The following is a 17,538-nucleotide window of genomic DNA, read 5'->3' on the forward strand; positions in this document are numbered from 1 at the left end:
ATGGCATGGCCCGCCCCGGCGGGCCGCCATCGTTTCCGGGGGCCGTCCGCGGCCCACAGACCATCAGGGCGTGACGCATGCGATTGTTCCGACACACCGCCGACCTGCCGGAGGACGCCCGCGGGGCCGTCGTCGCCCTGGGCAACTTCGACGGGGTGCACCGCGGCCATCAGGCGGTGATCGCCACCGCCCAGCGGATCGCCCGCGATCTCGGCGCGCCCTCGGCGGTGATGACCTTCGAGCCGCACCCCCGCTCGGTCTTCCGTCCGGACGACGCCCCCTTCCGCCTGTCGCCCTTCCGCGTCAAGGCCCGCCACATCGAGGCTCTGGGGGTGGACCTGCTGTTCGTCTGCCATTTCGACGAGAGCTTCCTGCACAAGACCGCCGACGCCTTCATCCAGGAGGATCTGGTGGCCGGGCTGGGCGTGCGGCACGTCGTCTGCGGCTACGACTTCCTGTTCGGCCATGGCCGCGGCGGCGACCCCGCCCTGCTGCGGCAGGCCGGCGCGGCCCACGGCTTCGGCATGACCGAGGTCGGGCCGGTGGCCGACGACGCGGACGGCGTCTATTCCTCCACCCGCGTGCGCGACGCGCTGGTCGCCGGCAACCCGCGCGAGGCGGCCCGGCTGCTCGGCTCCCCCTGGGAGATCGAGGGGCGCGTGGAGCATGGCGACCACAAGGGCCGCACCATCGGCTTCCCCACCGCTAATGTGGAGCTTGCCGACTATCTGCGCCCCGCCTTCGGCGTCTACGCGGTGCGCACCGGCGTGGACCAGGGGGCGGGCACGGTCTGGCGCAACGGCGTCGCCAACCTGGGCCGCCGCCCGACCGTGGGCGGAACGGTGGAGCGGCTGGAGACCCACATCCTCGACTTCGACGGCGACCTCTACGGCCAGCATCTGCGCGTGCAGCTCATTGAGTTCCTGCGGCCGGAGCGCAAGTTCGGCAGCTTCAACGAGTTGAAGGACCAGATCGTCCAGGACGCCGCCGCCGCCCGCGCCGTGCTGGCCAAGGAGCCGGCCGGCGGAGCGGAGGGCTGAGCGACGATGGACCGCGTGATCCTGCTGCTGTTCATCCTGAACCAGGGCGGCCCGACCACCATCGAGTTCCAGACGATGGAGCAGTGCAAGGCCGCCGAGCCCGCCATCGTCCAGGCCTACCGCGAGATGACCGGCAACCCGGTGCTGACCCGCTGCATCGCGCTGGCCCTGCCGGGGAAGTGACGGCGCAGGGCCAGCCCGCCCCATTGCGATTCGCACGCCGGGGGGCTACACACGGGGCAGTTTGAGCCTCCCTGGGAGCCGTTAGGCCATGACCACCGCCGCCGCCCTGCCCGACCGGGCCACAATTGCCGCCACCGCCGCGAAGATCCTGCTGGAAATCAAGGCGCTGCATTTCAACGCCGAGACGCCCTTCATCTTCACCTCCGGCTGGGCGAGCCCGGTCTACACCGACTGCCGGCGCATCGTGTCCTTCCCGCGCGCCCGCAAGGCTCTGATGGACTTCGCCGTCCAGACCATCGAGCGCGAGATCGGCTATGAGAGCATCGACGCGGTGGCCGGCGGCGAGACGGCGGGCATCCCCTTCGCCGCCTGGATCGCCGAGCGGCTGGAACTGCCCATGCAGTATGTCCGCAAGAAGCCGAAGGGCTTCGGGCGAAACGCCCAGATCGAGGGCGTGCTGACCGAGGGGCAGCGGGTCATCCTGGTCGAGGACCTCGCGACCGACGGCAAGAGCAAGGAGAACTTCGTCACGGCGCTGCGCAACGGCGGCGCCACCGTGACCGACAGCTTCGTGATCTTCCATTACGGCATCTTCCCGCAGTCCAAGACCAACATGGACCGCATCGGCGTCCGCCTGCACGAGCTGTGCACCTGGTGGGACGTGTTGAAGGTCGCCCGCGAGAACCGGTACTTCGACGAGAACACCCTGTCGGAAGTCGAGAAGTTCCTGAACGACCCGGTCACCTGGTCCGCCGCCCACGGCGGCAAAGCCAGCTTCGACTGACGCCGCCCGGAGGCGCCGCGCCTTGACCGCACCGCCCACACCGCTAATATCCCGCGCGATGCTGCATCCGGCGTGGGTCATGGCGCGTATGGCGCGAATTACCAACCCGGCCTCCTGAGGGGGGCCGGGACCGCCTCGTTTGTGCGTGCGTCGGGGGCCTGACCGCTGCCGCCCGACGGTTCTGCTTCAGGTTCAGGATATCCCCGACATGACCCGCGACTACAAGTCCACCGTCTTCCTGCCCCGCACCGACTTCCCCATGCGCGGCGGCCTGCCCACCAAGGAGCCGGAGCTGCTGAAGCGCTGGGAGGACATGGGCCTCTTCCAGCGGCTGCGCGAGACGGCCAAGGGCCGCGAGAAGTTCGTCCTGCACGACGGCCCGCCCTACGCCAACGGCAACATCCACATCGGCCACGCCGTCAACAAGGTGCTGAAGGACGTCATCGTCCGCTCGCGCCAGATGCAGGGCTTCGACTCCAACTACGTCCCCGGCTGGGACTGCCACGGCCTGCCCATCGAGTGGAAGATCGAGGAGAAGTACCGCGCCGAGGGCAAGGACAAGGACGAGGTTCCGCTCAACCAGTTCCGCGCCGAGTGCCGCCAGTTCGCCCAGAAGTGGGTGGACATCCAGGCCGGCGAGTTCCGCCGCCTGGGCGTCGAGGGCAACTGGGCCGACCCGTACCTGACCATGACTCTGCCCGCCGAGGCGCAGATCGTCCGCGAGATCCACAAGTTCGCCATGAACGGCGGCCTCTACAAGGGCGCCAAGCCGGTCATGTGGTCGGTGGTGGAGAAGACCGCGCTGGCTGAGGCGGAGATCGAGTACCACGACCACACCTCGACCACCGTCTTCGCGCGCTTCGCCATCTGGGGCTCGCCGGCGCCGGAGGTCGACGACGCCAACATCGTCATCTGGACGACCACGCCCTGGACCCTGCCGGGCAACCGCGCCATCGCCTTCGGCGACGAGATCGAATACGCGACCTACAAGGTGCTGGCGGTCGAGGAGGGCAGCCTCGCCGAGGTCGGTGAGCGGCTGGTCGTCGCCACCGCGCTGGCCGAGAGCGTCTTCAAGGAAACCAAGATCAAGGACGCGCGGCTGCTGCACCGCTTCCCCGGCTCGCGTCTGGCCGGCGGCTACTGCCACCACCCGCTGACCCGCAGCGGCTACGACTTCAAGGTGCCGCTGCTGGCCGGCGACTTCGTGACGACCGACGCCGGCACCGGCTTCGTCCACATCGCGCCGGGTCACGGCGAAGACGACTTCCATCTCGGTCAGGCCAACGGCATCGAGGTGCCGCAGACGGTCGGCGAGGACGGCCGCTACTACGACCACGTCCCGCTGTTCGCCGGACTGCGCGTCTACACCGCCGAAGGCAAGCCGGGCGAGGCCAACGGCGCCGTTCTGAAGGCCTTCCAGGAGGTCGGGGCGCTGCTCGCCAAGGGCCGCGTCAAGCACAGCTACCCGCACAGCTGGCGCTCGAAGGCCCCGCTGATCTTCCGCACCACGCCGCAGTGGTTCATCTCCATGGAGACGAACGACCTGCGCAAGACCGCGCTGCAGGCGATCTCCGACACGACGTGGTTCCCGGCTCAGGGTGAGAACCGCATCCGCGCGATGATCGAACAGCGCCCGGACTGGTGCATCAGCCGCCAGCGCGCCTGGGGCGTGCCGATCGCCCTGTTCGTCCGCAAGGACAACGGCGCGATCCTGCGCGACGCCGAGGTGTTCAACCGCATCGCCGACATCTTCGAGAAGGAAGGCAGCGACGCGTGGTTCGCCCGCCCGGCGCAGGACTTCCTCGGCAACGCCTACCGCGCCGACGATTACGAGCAGGTCAAGGACATCGTCGACGTGTGGTTCGAGTCCGGCTCGACCCACGCCTTCGTGCTGGAGCAGCGGCCGGAGCTGAAGTGGCCGGCCTCCCTCTATCTTGAGGGCTCCGACCAGCACCGCGGCTGGTTCCACTCCTCCCTGCTGGAAAGCTGCGGCACGCGCGGCCGGGCGCCCTATGACGCGGTGCTGACGCACGGCTTCACGCTCGACGAGCAGGGCCGCAAGATGTCCAAGTCGCTGGGCAACGTGGTCGCCCCGCAGGAGGTCTGCGACAAGTACGGCGCCGACATCCTGCGCCTCTGGGTGGTCAGCACCGACTACACCGAGGACCAGCGCATCGGGCCGGAGATCATCAAGTATCAGGCCGACCACTACCGCCGCCTGCGCAACACGCTGCGCTACATCCTCGGCGCGCTGGCCGACTACACCCCGGCCGAGCGCATCGCCGTCGCGGAGATGCCGGAGCTGGAGCGCTGGGTCCTGCACCGCCTGTCGGAGTTGGACGCGCTGATCCGCGCCAAGATCGAGGCCTACGACTTCCACGACCTGTCGGTGGCGATCCACAATTTCTGCGCTGTGGAGCTGTCGGCCTTCTACTTCGACGTCCGCAAGGACAGCCTCTACTGCGACGCGCCGGGCTCGGTGCGCCGCCGTGCGGTCCGCACGGTGATGGAGCATCTGCTCTCCACCCTGACCGCGTGGCTGGCCCCGATCCTCTGCTTCACCGCGGAGGAGGCGTGGCTGGCCCGGCCCGAGGGACTGACCGGCACCGAGGGCTGGAGCGAGGAGAGCGTCCATCTGCGTGTCTTCCCGGCCATCCCGGCGGAGTGGCGCAACGACGATCTCGCCGCCAAGTGGGAGTCCATCCGCACCGTCCGCCGCACCGTCACCGGGGCGCTGGAGCTGGAGCGGGCCAACAAGAAGATCGGCTCGTCCCTGCAGGCCAACCCGACCGTCTTCGTGGACGCGGCGACCAAGGCATTGCTCGACGGCGTGGACTTCGCCGAGATCTGCATCACCTCGCAGATCACCGTGGCGGAGGGCACGGCGCCTGAGGGCGCGTTCGTCCTGCCCGACGTGGCCGGCATCGCGGTGGTGCCCGGACTCGCCGAAGGGGGCAAGTGCGAGCGCTGCTGGAAGATCCTTCCGGAGGTCGGCACGAACGCCGCACACCCGACGCTGTGCCTCCGTTGCGCCGAAGCCGTGGACGCGGACCCGGCGTTCTAACCGGGTGCCCCCACCCTAACCCTCCCCCGCTGGGCGGGGGAGGGGACAAGGGACGCCCCATTCTCCCTCCCCCGCCCAGCGGGGGAGGGCCGGGGTGGGGGCACCGCACGACAACTCTCCGGAGTCCAGAATGAGCAGCCTCTCCACGTCCGGCAGCCGCAGCTACACGGTCTTCGGCCTGTCCGTCGCCGCGCTGGTGGTGGTCCTCGACCAGCTCACCAAATGGTGGATCCTCGACGTGGTCATGCAGCCCTATCCACGGGTCGTCGAGGTCACGCCTTTCTTCAATCTCGTGCTGGCCTGGAACACCGGGGTCAGCTTCGGCACCTTCGGCAGCTCCCACGCCTGGATGCCCTACGTGCTGGCCGCGGTGGCCTTCGCCATCGTCGTGGCGCTGCTGCTCTGGCTGCGCCAGGCCGACCGGCGCTACCTCGCGCTGGCGCTGGGGATGGTCATCGGCGGGGCCATCGGCAACGTGATCGACCGCTTCCTCTACGGGGCCGTCGCCGATTTCCTCGATTTCCACATCGGGGGGTGGCATTTCTGGGCCTTCAACGTGGCAGACAGCGGAATCAGCGTCGGCGTGGCGCTTCTCGTGCTGGATGGGCTGTTCGCGGGCCGCGAAAAGTCGTAATAGTTCACGCGACGGAGCCGCTATAAGGGACGCGGCCCGACGACAAGCGGCCTGACGACTAGACGACGGGACTCGAACGTGACCATGCTTTCCTTCGCCTCCTCCATCGCGCGGCGCTCCACCCGTTCCCTGGGGCGGGGTCCGCTGCTGGGCTTGGCGCTCGTCGCGCTGGCGCTCACCGGATGCACCGACGTCCGCCGCTCCATCGGCCTCGACCGCACGAGCCCGGACGAGTTCACGGTCGTGTCCCGCGCGCCGCTGACCATGCCGCCGAGCCTCGCCCGCCTGCCGGAGCCGCGCCCCGGCGCGGCGCGCCCGCAGGACGCCACGTCGGCCGCGGTGGCCGCCGCCTCAGTCTTCGGCGGCTCCTCGCGCGCCACCGCCGCGGGCGGCCGGACGGCTGCCGGTACCGCCGGCGAGTCGGCCCTGATCGCCCAGGCCGGCGCCAAGAGCGGCATCGAGCCGGGGATCCGCAACAAGGTCGACCAGGAGACGACCCAGCTCGTCGTCGCCGACAAGAGCTGGATCGACTCCCTGCTGTTCTGGCAGACGCAGGAGCAGCCCTACGAGGTCGTCGATCCGAAGAAGGAAAACCAGCGCCTGCGCGAGGCCCAGGCCACCGGCAAGGCGCTGAACGACGGCACCGTCCCGACCATCGAACGCAAGCGCCGGGCGCCGTTGGAAGGGCTGTTCTAAGCCGCTTTCAGGGTCCCAATTCAGGGCGCCAACTCGGGGCATTGTTCCGGGCGCTTCGCCGCACCAGTATCTAGGGGGGCGTTCCCAGACGGGGACGCCCCCTTTTGCATTCCCGTCCCTTCGCTCCCAACGAGAGGCCCATGCTCCCCAACGGCCCCACCGCCCCGCCACCCTGGAAACGGCCCTGGCGTCGGCTTGCCGCCGCGGGCGTCCTGGCGTTCGCCCTGGCCGGCGCCACCCCCGCCGCCACCCCCGCCTTCGCCGCCGAGAAGGGCGTCTTCTTCCCGGAGACCTTCACCCTGTCCAACGGCATGCAGGTCGTGCTGGTGACCAACCAGCGCGTGCCGGTGGTCACACACATGGTCTGGTACAAGGTGGGCGCGGCGGACGAGCCGCGCGGCGTGTCGGGCATCGCCCATTTCCTGGAACATCTGATGTTCAAGGGGACGGAGGAGGTTCCGCCCGGCGCCTTCTCCCGCATCGTCGCCAAGAACGGCGGGCGCGACAATGCCTTCACCTCCTGGGACTACACGGCTTATTTCCAGAACGTGGCGCGCGACCGGCTGGAGCTGGTGATGAAGATGGAGGCCGACCGCATGTCGAACCTCCGCCTCACCGATCAGCTGGTCTACCCGGAGCGGGACGTCATCATCGAGGAGCGCCGCCAGCGCATCGAGAACGAGCCCGCCGACCGCATCGGCGAGCAGATCAACGCCACCCTCTACGTCCACCACCCCTACGGCACCCCGATCATCGGCTGGCCGCAGGAAATGGCCACACTGACGCGGGAGGAGGCGGAGTCCTTTTACAAGAGCTGGTACGCGCCCAACAACGCCGTGCTGGTGGTGTCCGGCGACGTGACGGCGGAAGAGTTGAAGCCGCTTGCCGAAAAATACTACGGCAGCGTCGCCGCCCGCCCGGTGCCCGAGCGCGTCCGCGTGCAGGAGCCGCCGATCAGCGCCGCCCGCCGGGTGATCCTGCGTGACGACGAGGTGCGCCAGCCCTCAATCCGCCGCAACTGGCTCGCCCCCTCCTACCGCACCGACAAGGAGGGTTACGCCTACCCGCTCCAGGTGCTGTCGGAGATCATGAGTGGCGGCCCGACCTCCCGCCTCTACCGCAGCCTCGTCGTCGAGCAGCGCATCGCCACCTCGGCCTGGCTGGGCTACAGCCCGTCGTCCTGGGACATGACCTCGCTGGCGGCGGGCGCCTCGCCGGCTTCCGGCGTCACCATGGAGAAGCTGGAAGCGGCGCTGGAAGCCGACATCCGGACGCTCGTCGAAAAGGGCGTGACGGAGGAGGAGGTGGCCACCGCCAAGAAGCGCATGCTGGCCGAGGCCGCCTACGCCCGCGACAGCCTGACCGGCCCGGCCCAGACGCTGGGCGCCGCCATCGCCACCGGCCAGAGCATCGACGACGTGGAGAACTGGCCGGTGCGCATCGACGCGGTGACCGCCGATCAGGTCAACGCCGCCGCCCGCGCCGTTCTGGGCCAGACCAACCACGTCACCGGCCTTCTGCTGCCGCTCCAGGACAAGGGAAGCTGAGATGATCGTCCTATCCAAGCGCCTCGTGTCCAAGCGCATCTTCGGCGCCTGTCTTTTCCTTTTCGCCTTTGTCATCACCACTCCGGCAGCCGCCATCGAGATCAAGCGGGTGGTCAGCCCCGGCGGGATCGAGGCGTGGCTGGTCGAGGACCACAAGGTCCCCATCATCGCCCTGGAATGGGCCTTCGAAGGGGCCGGCGCGTCCGACCCCAAGGGCAAGGAGGGCCTCGCCAACCTCGCCGCCCGCACGCTGGACGAGGGCGCCGGTCCCTATGACAGCCAGTCCTTCGCCGCGCGGCTTCAGGACAACGCCATCGCGCTGGGCTACGACGCCGGGCGCGACGGCTTCGGCGGCAGCCTGCGCACGCTGAGCGACCGCCGCGACGAGGCGTTCGAGCTGACCCGCCTGTCGCTGGCCGAGCCGCGCTTCGACGCGGAGGCGGTGGAGCGCATGCGCGCCGCCGTGCTGTCCAGCCTGCGCCGCGATCAGGCCGATCCCAACTACGTCGGACGGCGGCTGTTCTATTCCACCGCCTACCCCGGCCACCCCTACGGCGACGAGATCCGCGGCACGCTGGAGTCGCTGCCGACGATCACCCCGGACGATCTGCGCGGCTTCGTGAAGAACGGCTTCGGGCGCGACCGGCTGGTCGTCGCCGCGGCGGGCGACATCAGCCCGGAGGATCTGGGCCGCGCGCTCGACCATGTGTTCGGCGGCCTACCCGCCACCTCCGCGAACGCCGCCATCCCCGACGTCGAGCCGAAGGGGCTGGGCGAGACGCTGGTCGCCACCCGGCCGACCGCGCAGACCGTCATGCTGATGGGCCAGACCGGGCTCAAGCGCGCCGATCCCGACTGGTACGCGGCGACCGTGATGAACTACGTCCTGGGCGGCGGCGGCTTCGGCTCCCGCCTGATGGAGGAGGTTCGGGAGAAGCGCGGCCTCAGCTACGGCGTCTACAGCTACCTGATCCCGATGGACCATTCCGCGCTGGTCATGGCCGGCGGCAACACGGTGAACGCCAAGGCCGGGCAGGCGTTGGACATCATGCGCCAGGAGTGGAAGCGCATGGCCGACGAGGGCGTGACGGAGGAGGAACTGGCCGACGCCAAGACCTACCTCACCGGCAGCTTCCCGCTGCAGCTCGGCAGCACGCAGGCGATCGCAGGCATCCTGCTCCAGGTCAAGCGCGACCAGTTGGGCATCGACTATCTCGACCGCCGCGACGCCTTCATCAATGGCGTCACCCAGGCCGACGTGCAGCGCGTGGCGAAGCGGCTGCTCGACCCCAACCGGCTGCTGACCGTGCTGGTCGGCCGTCCGGAGGGCGTGACGGCGACGCGGACCATCGACGGGGGGAGCTGAGAAAGTCGCCGCGGTGGCCCCCCACCGCGGCGCCCCTTCTTACGCCAGATCCGGCTGGCTTCCTGGAAAGCGCGGATCGCCGGGATCGATGGGGCGGCCCGGCACCTTGCCAGGGATGATCCCCACCTGATCGGGCCGCTCGTCCTCGCGGCGCTCCTCCTCGGCCGGAACCGGCGGATTTTGCTCGGGCTTGTTCGGATCGCTCATGGTCACCTCCTGTCCCGAAAAGAACACAAGGCGGCGGTTGCCGGTTTCATCGTCCGCCCCGCATAGTCCGCTCACCCTAGACCTTTGTGCACGTTGGATGCGCCGCTTTGGCGCGTACCCGGCGCGCACCGATCGGTGCTAGGCTCCGCGCACGCGAGAAGGAGGCAAAATCCCGATGTCAGCGCTCACCCGTTCGCCCGCCTGGGAAGCCCTGGCCCGTCATCGCCAGGACGTTTCGACCCTCCATATGCGCGACCTGTTCGCCGCCGACGCCGACCGCTTCAACCGCTTCTCCCTGGAAGCCTGCGGCCTGCTGTTCGATTATTCGAAGAATCGCATCACCGAGGAGACTCGCACCCTTCTGCTCGACCTCGCCCGCCAGCAGGACGTGGAAGGCTGGCGCGACCGCATGTTCGCCGGGGAGCGGATCAACATCACCGAGGACCGCGCCGTCCTGCATACCGCGCTGCGCAACCGCTCCAACCGCCCGGTCGTGGTGGACGGCCAGGACGTGATGCCGGAGGTGAACGCCGTCCTGCACCGCATGGAGCGCTTCGTCCGGCAGGTCCGCGACGGCGCCTGGACCGGCTACACCGGCCACCCGATCACCGACATCGTCAACATCGGCATCGGCGGGTCCGACCTCGGCCCGGTGATGGTGACGGAGGCGCTGACCCCCTACCTGCACCCGCAGATCGGCGTGCATTTCGTCTCCAACGTGGATGGCACCCACATCAGCGAGACGCTGGAATGGCTGGACCCGGAGACGACGCTGTTCGTCATCGCGTCCAAGACCTTCACCACCCAGGAGACGCTGACCAACGCCCACACCGCGCGGCGCTGGTTCCTGGAGAGCGCCGGCGACCCCGCCCATGTCGCCAAGCATTTCGTCGCCGTCTCCACCAACGAGGCGGAGGTGCGCAAGTTCGGCATCGACCCGGCCAACATGTTCGGCTTCTGGGATTGGGTCGGCGGGCGCTATTCGCTGTGGTCGGCGATCGGGCTGTCCATCGCGCTCGGCATCGGCATGGACCGCTTCACCGAGCTGCTGGCCGGCGCCCACGATATGGACGAGCATTTCCGTACCGCGCCGCTGGAGCGCAACATGCCGGTGCTGATGGCGATGCTCGGCGTCTGGTACGTCAATTTCTGGGGCGCCAAGTCCCACGCCGTGCTGCCCTACGACCAGTATCTTCACCGCTTCCCGGCCTATCTCCAGCAGTTGGACATGGAGAGCAACGGCAAGACGGTGGACCGGCAGGGCGCACGGGTGGATTACGCCACCGGCCCGGTGGTCTTCGGCGAGCCGGGCACCAACGGCCAGCACGCCTTCTACCAACTCATCCACCAGGGGACGGAGCTGGTGCCCGCCGACTTCCTCGCCCCGGCGGAAACCCACAACCCCATCGGCGACCATCACCGCATCCTGCTGTCGAACTTCTTCGCCCAGCCGGAAGCCCTGATGCGCGGCAAGACCGCCGACGAGGTGCGCGCCGAGATGACCAAGTCCGGCAAGCCGGCCGACGCCATCGAGCCGCTGGTCCCCCACCGCGTGTTCGAGGGCAACAAGCCGTCCAACAGCATTCTGTTCAAGAAGCTGGACCCGCACACGCTGGGCGCCCTGATCGCGCTGTACGAACACAAGGTGTTCGTCCAGGGCATCGTGTGGGCCATCAACAGCTTCGACCAGTGGGGCGTGGAACTGGGCAAGCAACTGGCCGGCAAGATCCTGCCCGAACTCCAGAACGGCCCGACCGCCGCGTTGGGGCACGACAGCTCGACCAACGGGCTGATCGGCTGGTACCGCAAGCACCGCTGAGCGGCGAAGGGTCGCCTTGCGGTTTTATTGCCGAAGGGGAAAAACAACCGTAAAATCATCGTCACGGGATTGCTCGACCGTGAGGGATGCTCTGATGGACGCTTTATCCCCTTTGGCTGGCGCCCCGGCCGTCGCCACGACGAAGACCATGTCGGCGGCCCAAGGCGCCGCAATCAGCTCTCCTGGGGCGGCAACGACCGCCACCACCACAGGCGCCAAGGACACGCTGTCCCTGAGCCCCCTGGCGGCGAGCCTGAAGGGGCCTTCGCTGGATCTGTTCAACAAGCTGAAGCAGAACGAGCGCACCCTGCTCAGCGGCCTCGTGGACAGCGGCAAGGTCACCGGCGACGACGTGAACAACGCGCTGATGGGCAGCCTGAAAATGGCTCGGTCCACGGCCTTCATGAACGGAGGCCGGATGTTCGAATCCCAGAATCGCGGCCTCTTCGCCCGCGCCAACACCGTCACGGCGGATGAGATGCTGAAGGCAACCGACGACACGCTGGCCCGGCGCAAGGAACTGGTCGCGCGGCTGGGAGAATTGGACAAGAACGGCCAAGGCGGCTCCGACGACTATGGCGAGATCCTGCGCGCCCTTTCCGCAGTGGAGCCCGGCGCGGGCACCGGGCTACCCAACGCGGAACCCCATGGCAACAGCCGGGCGACCGCCCATTTACGCCAGACCCGGCTCATCTCGCCCTATTACATGAAGTTGGGTGACCCTTTTTTCATCCGCAGCGGCGAAGAGGAAGCGGCAAGCAACAAGCTGAAGGACGCCGGCGTCTCCCTGTCCAGCCTCACAGACGCCGCCCGCGGCATGGGCGAAGACGATGTGGCTGACATGGCACAGGAACAGGCGTCGCATAGGGCGGAGATCATGCGGAGGAACGGCGGCTGAGTCGGCGCAGCCGGGCGGATGAGATCAGGTTGGATGGACAATGCGGCGTCCATCCGGGCGCCGCTCCATCCGGTCCGCCAATTTAGTGCAATCGCTTATCGCCGAGGCGGTTGTCTGACGTGGCCATGACCGGGAAGCCGGCCGACGCCCCCGCAGGAAGCCCTTGTGCAGCGCGGCGATCCGGCGTAGGGTGCGAGCCATGAACCCCGTGCGCCTCACCTCTCCCGCCCTTCTGGGGCGATTTTGGTACCGCTGGTACACACCGGCGGCCTAGGTATCGCACACCCACGATGCACCCAAAGCCGCCCGACCCGAGGCGGCTTTTGTGTTTTCAGCACGCGGTGCACGCAAAATCCTCCTGACGGTCACGGCGGCCTCCCTTACCAACCGGAGGTCACATCATGTCCGATTTCGATTTCGACGTCGTCACCGGCCCGTCCCGCGCCAGTTGCCCCGCCACCCCCAGCAAACCGGAAACGCAGGAGGACGGCCACCCCGCCGACAAGACCGGCCCGGCGTGACCGCCCCGTGCCTGGAACCACCCCGCCCTTCCCGCCCCGCCATGGCGGTACGGGACGGCGGGGCGGTCCCTACGCAAGAACGGCCGCCGCTTACGGCAGCGTGACCGGCGCGGCGGTGGCGAAGCCGAACTGGCCGAGTTGCGCGTCGAAGAAGTAATTGTGGGCCAGCAGCAGGTTGATGCCCGTGTTGACGAAGGCGATGTCGGCGTCCGGCACGACCGGTTCCAGCGACGCCGGAGCCGCCGCTGTGGACAGCGCGGTGTTTATGGCGAAGATGCCCTTGACCGGGGCCGCGCTGGACATGGAGAAGCTGTAGGTCATCACCGGCTCCGCGTCGGGGCTGGACCCGTTCGGCACGGCGATGGTGATTTCCGCTCCGCCGAGATTGGCTGCCCAGTTCTTCACCTGCGGAACGCTCATCATCGCCCCGGTGACCCCGCTGTCGAGCAGCAGCGTGGCGCTCAGCGGCAGCGCGTCGTTGATCGTGCTGACGGTGATGATCGCCGGGCCGGTCAGCCAATAGGGCTGGGCCGGCGCCGCCGGCCAGGAGGTTCCCGACGCCGGGGCGCAGTTGCAGTCGTTGGTGACGTTCGGCGTGACCGGCGGCTTGGCCGAGGTCAGCGCAACGGTCTGGCCGTTGAAGGGGGCGGCCGTGAACTCGGCGGTCGTGACGCCCAGCGCTATGTAGCCGCTCGCCCCGCTCCCCGCCGAGGACAGCAGATAGGACGGGTAGAGCGGCTGGCCGTCCACCGACGCCGAGAGGAACGGGTTGCTCAGCGTGTAGACCACCGGATCAGATTGACCGGCGTTCGCGGTGTAGCTCAGCGCCGGGCGGCCGAAGCCGACGCCCATCATGCCCATGCCCGGATCGACCGGGTTCTGGACGCCGGGCGTGCCGGTGTTGCCGGCATATTGCGCGCCGAAGACCACCAGCGGCCCGGCCTCGCAGACGGAAACGACCTGCTTCGAGTCGTTCAGCGACGCGCCGAGCGCCAGGCTGGGCACGAGATAGAGGCAACCGGCCAGCGTGTTGCCCGACGGGTGATAGGTGATCTGCGCCGGCCCGAGCGACACAACGCCCGCGGCCAGCCCCTTCGACGTGTCGCCGTCGACCATCAGCAAAGTTGCGGGGATGACGATGCCGGTCGAACCGGTGTCGACCTGCACCTCGTGCAGCAGGCCACTCGGCGTGCCGATGGTGACGTTGAGAGAGTTGCTGTAGCCCGGCAGGTTGAAGGGCTGGCGGACCACCGGAATATCGACTGGCGCGGCGTAGGTGATAGGGGTATCGGACATGTGCTGCTCCCACAAGAAATCGGATGGAGCAGCACATTTCCTCAGATCAAATGAATATTCAAACATCTCGTCAATACGCACGCATTTGTATTATTATATCTTCCTAGGAAAAAAGGAGGATGAGACCAAGAATGCTTGATGGCTTATATTTTCACGGACCACGATGACGATTCGTCCTTCAGTTTATTGCCCCCAAGAAAAGAAGCGGGCGCCGACACGCGCCATCCGACCGGACGCTTCCGCCGCATGGACAACCGACCCCGCCCCCGGCATCATCGCTCACCACCTCGGGATGCATCCCGAAGGCCGCACCATCGAAAAGCGGGGGAAGCGCGCATGTCCATCACCGACGTCACCAGCAGCACGCCCGCCGCTTTCGGCGCCAACGCCAAGCCGGCTCCGGCAAAGGGACCCGATGCCGCCACGTCGGGAACCGCCGCGCCCACGATCGGCCGCAACGGCACGGTGGACATGGTCAGCCTGTCTCCCGACGCGGTCCGGGCCATGAAGGCCGGGGCCATCTCCTTCACGGTGCCAAAGGCCGACGAGGCGGCGGTGAAGGACCCGGTGGCGGCGCGCATGGAAACCATGCTCGCCCGCCGCGACTACGACCTCAAGCAGGCCGACTACATGCGAGAGGCGATGGGCATGCTGCGCCAGACGCTCAACCTGCCCGAGGACCAGCCCATTTTCCTGGGTGGCGCTGCGCATGGCCTGCTGGACAAGCTGGCGGCGAAGAACGGCCTCAGCAAACCCGAGATGCCGGACGCGCTGCGCGCCGCCGGGGTAAAGGACCCGTTCGCAGAGGACGCCGACGCCGAGTCCGGCGTGATCGGCGTCGGCATGCCCAACAGCGGCAAGGAGATGCAGGTCGTCTTCGACCGGCTCGGCCTCGCCGGCTGGTCCGCCAAGACGGACGATCCGCTGCGCATGATCGCGCTGAAGGACGGGAGCGACCACAGCGGCCCGCTGCTCGGCGCCATCAAGGAGGGAACGCTGGGACGCCTCACCGACACCCGGCCGGACCAGGGCGCCAGCCTGTGGGCGGTGACCGACCGAGATGGGGAATCGAACGCCCGGGTCCTCGCCTCCGTCCGCTCGGTCGGCATGGACGACGTCGCCACCGACATGGCCACGAACCTGCTGAAAGGGTTGAAGGGGCTGTTCGCCGGGGACTGAGGGCCGCCGCGCCGGTTCGCCGCGCACGCCCCCGCTCATGGTGGCATTCCTGGCGTGAGCCTACTATATTTGGCGGATGCCGATCCGCATGTTGCCCGACACGCTCGTCAACCGCATCGCCGCCGGCGAGGTGATCGAGCGGCCCGCCGCCGCCGTCAAGGAACTGGTGGAGAACGCCATCGACGCCGGGGCCACCCGCATCGACGTGGTGGTGCGTGATGGCGGCAAGTCGCTTATCACCATCACTGACGACGGCTGCGGCATGGGGCCGGACGATCTGGCGCTCGCCGTGGAGCGGCACGCCACCTCCAAGCTGCCGTCCGACGACCTGCTCGACATCCGCTCCTTGGGCTTCCGCGGGGAGGCGCTGCCCTCCATCGGTGCGGTCAGCCGCCTGACCCTGACCAGCCGCCCGCGCGGCGCCGACAGCGCCTGGGCGTTGACCGTGGACGCCGGCCTGAAGGGCGCGCCGCAGCCCCCGCCGCGCTGGCCCAGGGCACCCGCGTCGAGGTGCGCGACCTGTTCGCCGCCGTGCCCGCCCGGCTGAAGTTCCTGAAGGCCGCCCGGACCGAGTTCGACCACATCGGCGACTGCATCGAACGGCTGGCGATGGCCCATCCCGGCGTGGCCTTCACGCTGGACGGCGACAACCGCTCGACGCTGCGCCTGTCGGCCGGCGCAGGGCGACCTGCTCGACGCCCGGCTGACCCGGTTGGGCGCCCTGATGGGCCGCGATTTCCAGGACAACGCCGTGCCCGTGCAGGCGGCGCGCGAGGGGGTGACGCTCGCCGGCTGGATCGGCCTGCCCACCCTGCACCGCCCCACCGCCCGCCACCAGCATCTGTTCGTCAACGGCCGCCCGGTGCGGGACAAGCTGATGGTCGGCGCGGTGCGGGCGGCCTACGCCGATTTCCTGCCGCGCGACCGCCACCCCATGCTGGCGTTGTTCCTTGACCTCGACCCGCAGGAGGTGGATGTGAACGTCCATCCCGCCAAGGCGGAGGTGCGGTTCCGCGACCAGGGCCTGGTGCGCGGGCTGATCGTCGGCGCGCTCAAACACGCGCTGGCCGAGGCCGGGCATCGCGCCTCGACCACCGTGGGGTTGGCGACTCTGGGTGCGCTGCGCCCGGAGAGCAGCGAGATGGACGCGGACGGAGCCATTCCATTGCCTTCCCCCCTGCCCTACCGCAGCCCGGGGCACCAGCCGGCGCAGTCCTGGGGCGGCAGCTACGGCTCCGTCGTTCCGCGCGGGCTGGCCGACCGGGCGACCGCCTTCCAGGCGCCCCATCAGGCGCCGCTCCCTCCCTTGCAGGGCCGCCTCGCCGGCTGGCAAGCCGCGCCCGCCGCGCGCCCGCCGGACTACTCGGCGCAGGCCGCCGCCGCTGCTCCGCCGCTGGACAGCCACCCGCTGGGCGCGGCCCGCGCCCAGGTCCACAACACCTACATCGTCGCCCAGACCAGCGAGGGCATCGTCATCGTCGACCAGCACGCCGCCCATGAGCGGCTGGTCTATGAAAGGATGAAAACCGCCCTCTTGGAGGGCGGCGTGAAGCGGCAGGCCCTTCTGATCCCAGAACTGGTGGAGTTGGACGAACCATCCGCCAACCGCCTGCTGGGCCGCGCCGCGGAACTGGCCGAGCTGGGCCTTGCGGTTGAGGGTTTCGGCCCCGGCTGCGTCCTGGTGCGCGAAGTGCCCGCGCTGCTGGGCCAGAGCGACGTGAAGAGCCTCGTCCGCGACCTCGCCGAAGAGTTGGCGGAGCTGGGCGATGCGCTGTCGTTGAAGGAACGGCTGGAGCATGTGTGCGGCACCATGGCCTGTCACGGCTCCGTCCGCGCCGGACGGTCGCTCAGCGTCGAGGAGATGAACGCCCTGCTCCGCCAGATGGAGGCCACCCCCCACAGCGGCCAATGCAACCACGGCCGCCCGACCTATGTGGAGCTGAAGCTGTCCGACATTGAGCGGCTGTTCGGGCGCCGCTAGATTTGTCGGACCACAGATAGACTGACCCTGAACCACACACGAATTGACTCTGAAACCACAATAAGACTGACCCGGAGACGGCTCGCTTCGGCGTCGCGCCAGCACTCATTGGATGGGCGCTGACCGGCCTCCTCTCGCCGCAGATCGCGCTATGAAACGGGCGGCGCGACGAAGGGAGCAAGCCGTCATGAGAATGATCGGCGAGTGCCCCGCCAACGGGCCGATAGGCAAAGGAATTTATCTGCAACGGTCAGCTTGCTGGCTGGGATGACGGGGAAGCGCCAACCAAATCGAGCGGCGGCAACAGACCGTCATGCGTGATT

The 17,538-nt window shown here is 68.6% G+C and carries 13 protein-coding genes and 1 pseudogene; 12 read left to right on the top strand and 2 right to left on the bottom strand.

Translation table 11 applies throughout. The features are described 5' to 3' along the window. Positions 1 to 77 precede the first annotated feature (77 nt). The 8 genes from H1Q64_RS01550 to H1Q64_RS01585 all read left to right on the top strand — a co-directional run bounded on the left by H1Q64_RS01550 (position 78) and on the right by H1Q64_RS01585 (position 9,314). Positions 78 to 1,040 (top strand): bifunctional riboflavin kinase/FAD synthetase, encoded by a 963-nt coding sequence (locus H1Q64_RS01550; RefSeq protein WP_237904104.1) that lies wholly within the window; start codon positions 78 to 80, stop codon positions 1,038 to 1,040. 6 nt (positions 1,041 to 1,046) lie between these two features. Then, a complete protein-coding gene (locus H1Q64_RS01555; RefSeq protein WP_014239676.1) occupies positions 1,047 to 1,223 on the top strand; it encodes a hypothetical protein in 177 nt (58 codons plus the stop codon). Positions 1,224 to 1,311: 88 nt separating this feature from the next. Next, positions 1,312 to 2,007, top strand: coding sequence for an orotate phosphoribosyltransferase (locus tag H1Q64_RS01560; RefSeq protein ID WP_137140081.1), 696 nt, complete (start codon positions 1,312 to 1,314; stop codon positions 2,005 to 2,007). A 208-nt stretch (positions 2,008 to 2,215) separates the two neighbouring features. After that, positions 2,216 to 5,071, top strand: a complete 2,856-nt coding sequence (gene ileS / locus H1Q64_RS01565) for an isoleucine--tRNA ligase (RefSeq protein WP_237904105.1) — start codon at positions 2,216 to 2,218, stop codon at positions 5,069 to 5,071. A gap of 130 nt (positions 5,072 to 5,201) precedes the next feature. Next, on the top strand, positions 5,202 to 5,705 hold the full coding sequence (gene lspA / locus H1Q64_RS01570; protein ID WP_145626733.1) for a signal peptidase II: 504 nt from the start codon (positions 5,202 to 5,204) through the stop codon (positions 5,703 to 5,705). An 84-nt stretch (positions 5,706 to 5,789) separates the two neighbouring features. Further along, complete coding sequence (locus H1Q64_RS01575; RefSeq protein WP_237904895.1) at positions 5,790 to 6,401, top strand: DUF3035 domain-containing protein; 612 nt, start codon at positions 5,790 to 5,792, stop codon at positions 6,399 to 6,401. Positions 6,402 to 6,541: 140 nt separating this feature from the next. Continuing rightward, complete coding sequence (locus H1Q64_RS01580; RefSeq protein WP_237904106.1) at positions 6,542 to 7,948, top strand: M16 family metallopeptidase; 1,407 nt, start codon at positions 6,542 to 6,544, stop codon at positions 7,946 to 7,948. A 1-nt stretch (position 7,949) separates the two neighbouring features. Next, positions 7,950 to 9,314, top strand: a complete 1,365-nt coding sequence (locus H1Q64_RS01585) for a M16 family metallopeptidase (protein ID WP_237904107.1) — start codon at positions 7,950 to 7,952, stop codon at positions 9,312 to 9,314. A gap of 39 nt (positions 9,315 to 9,353) precedes the next feature. Here H1Q64_RS01585 and H1Q64_RS01590 read toward each other — a convergent pair whose 3' ends face one another. Then, the gene (locus H1Q64_RS01590) at positions 9,354 to 9,521 is read right to left on the bottom strand and encodes a hypothetical protein (RefSeq protein ID WP_237904108.1); all 168 of its coding nucleotides are present in this window, start codon (positions 9,519 to 9,521) and stop codon (positions 9,354 to 9,356) included. A gap of 175 nt (positions 9,522 to 9,696) precedes the next feature. On the opposite strand from H1Q64_RS01590, the gene pgi reads away from it, so the two are divergent. Both pgi and H1Q64_RS01600 read left to right on the top strand, forming a co-directional pair. Continuing rightward, on the top strand, positions 9,697 to 11,340 hold the full coding sequence (gene pgi / locus H1Q64_RS01595) for a glucose-6-phosphate isomerase (protein WP_237904109.1): 1,644 nt from the start codon (positions 9,697 to 9,699) through the stop codon (positions 11,338 to 11,340). Positions 11,341 to 11,434: 94 nt separating this feature from the next. Further along, complete coding sequence (locus tag H1Q64_RS01600; protein WP_237904110.1) at positions 11,435 to 12,238, top strand: hypothetical protein; 804 nt, start codon at positions 11,435 to 11,437, stop codon at positions 12,236 to 12,238. 611 nt (positions 12,239 to 12,849) lie between these two features. Here the strand turns inward: H1Q64_RS01600 and H1Q64_RS01605 are convergent. Next, on the bottom strand, positions 12,850 to 14,055 hold the full coding sequence (locus H1Q64_RS01605) for a hypothetical protein (RefSeq protein WP_237904111.1): 1,206 nt from the start codon (positions 14,053 to 14,055) through the stop codon (positions 12,850 to 12,852). Between the two features lie 336 nt (positions 14,056 to 14,391). Between H1Q64_RS01605 and H1Q64_RS01610 the strand changes: the two genes are divergently transcribed. Next, entirely contained in the window at positions 14,392 to 15,234 is an 843-nt protein-coding gene (locus H1Q64_RS01610) for a hypothetical protein (RefSeq protein WP_237904112.1), read from the top strand. Positions 15,235 to 15,310: 76 nt separating this feature from the next. Next, positions 15,311 to 17,215: pseudogene (mutL, locus tag H1Q64_RS01615) on the top strand (DNA mismatch repair endonuclease MutL). Positions 17,216 to 17,538 lie beyond the last annotated feature (323 nt).

It is taken from the genome of Azospirillum brasilense (assembly GCF_022023855.1).
In the GTDB taxonomy this organism is placed as follows: Bacteria; Pseudomonadota; Alphaproteobacteria; order Azospirillales; family Azospirillaceae; genus Azospirillum; species Azospirillum brasilense_F.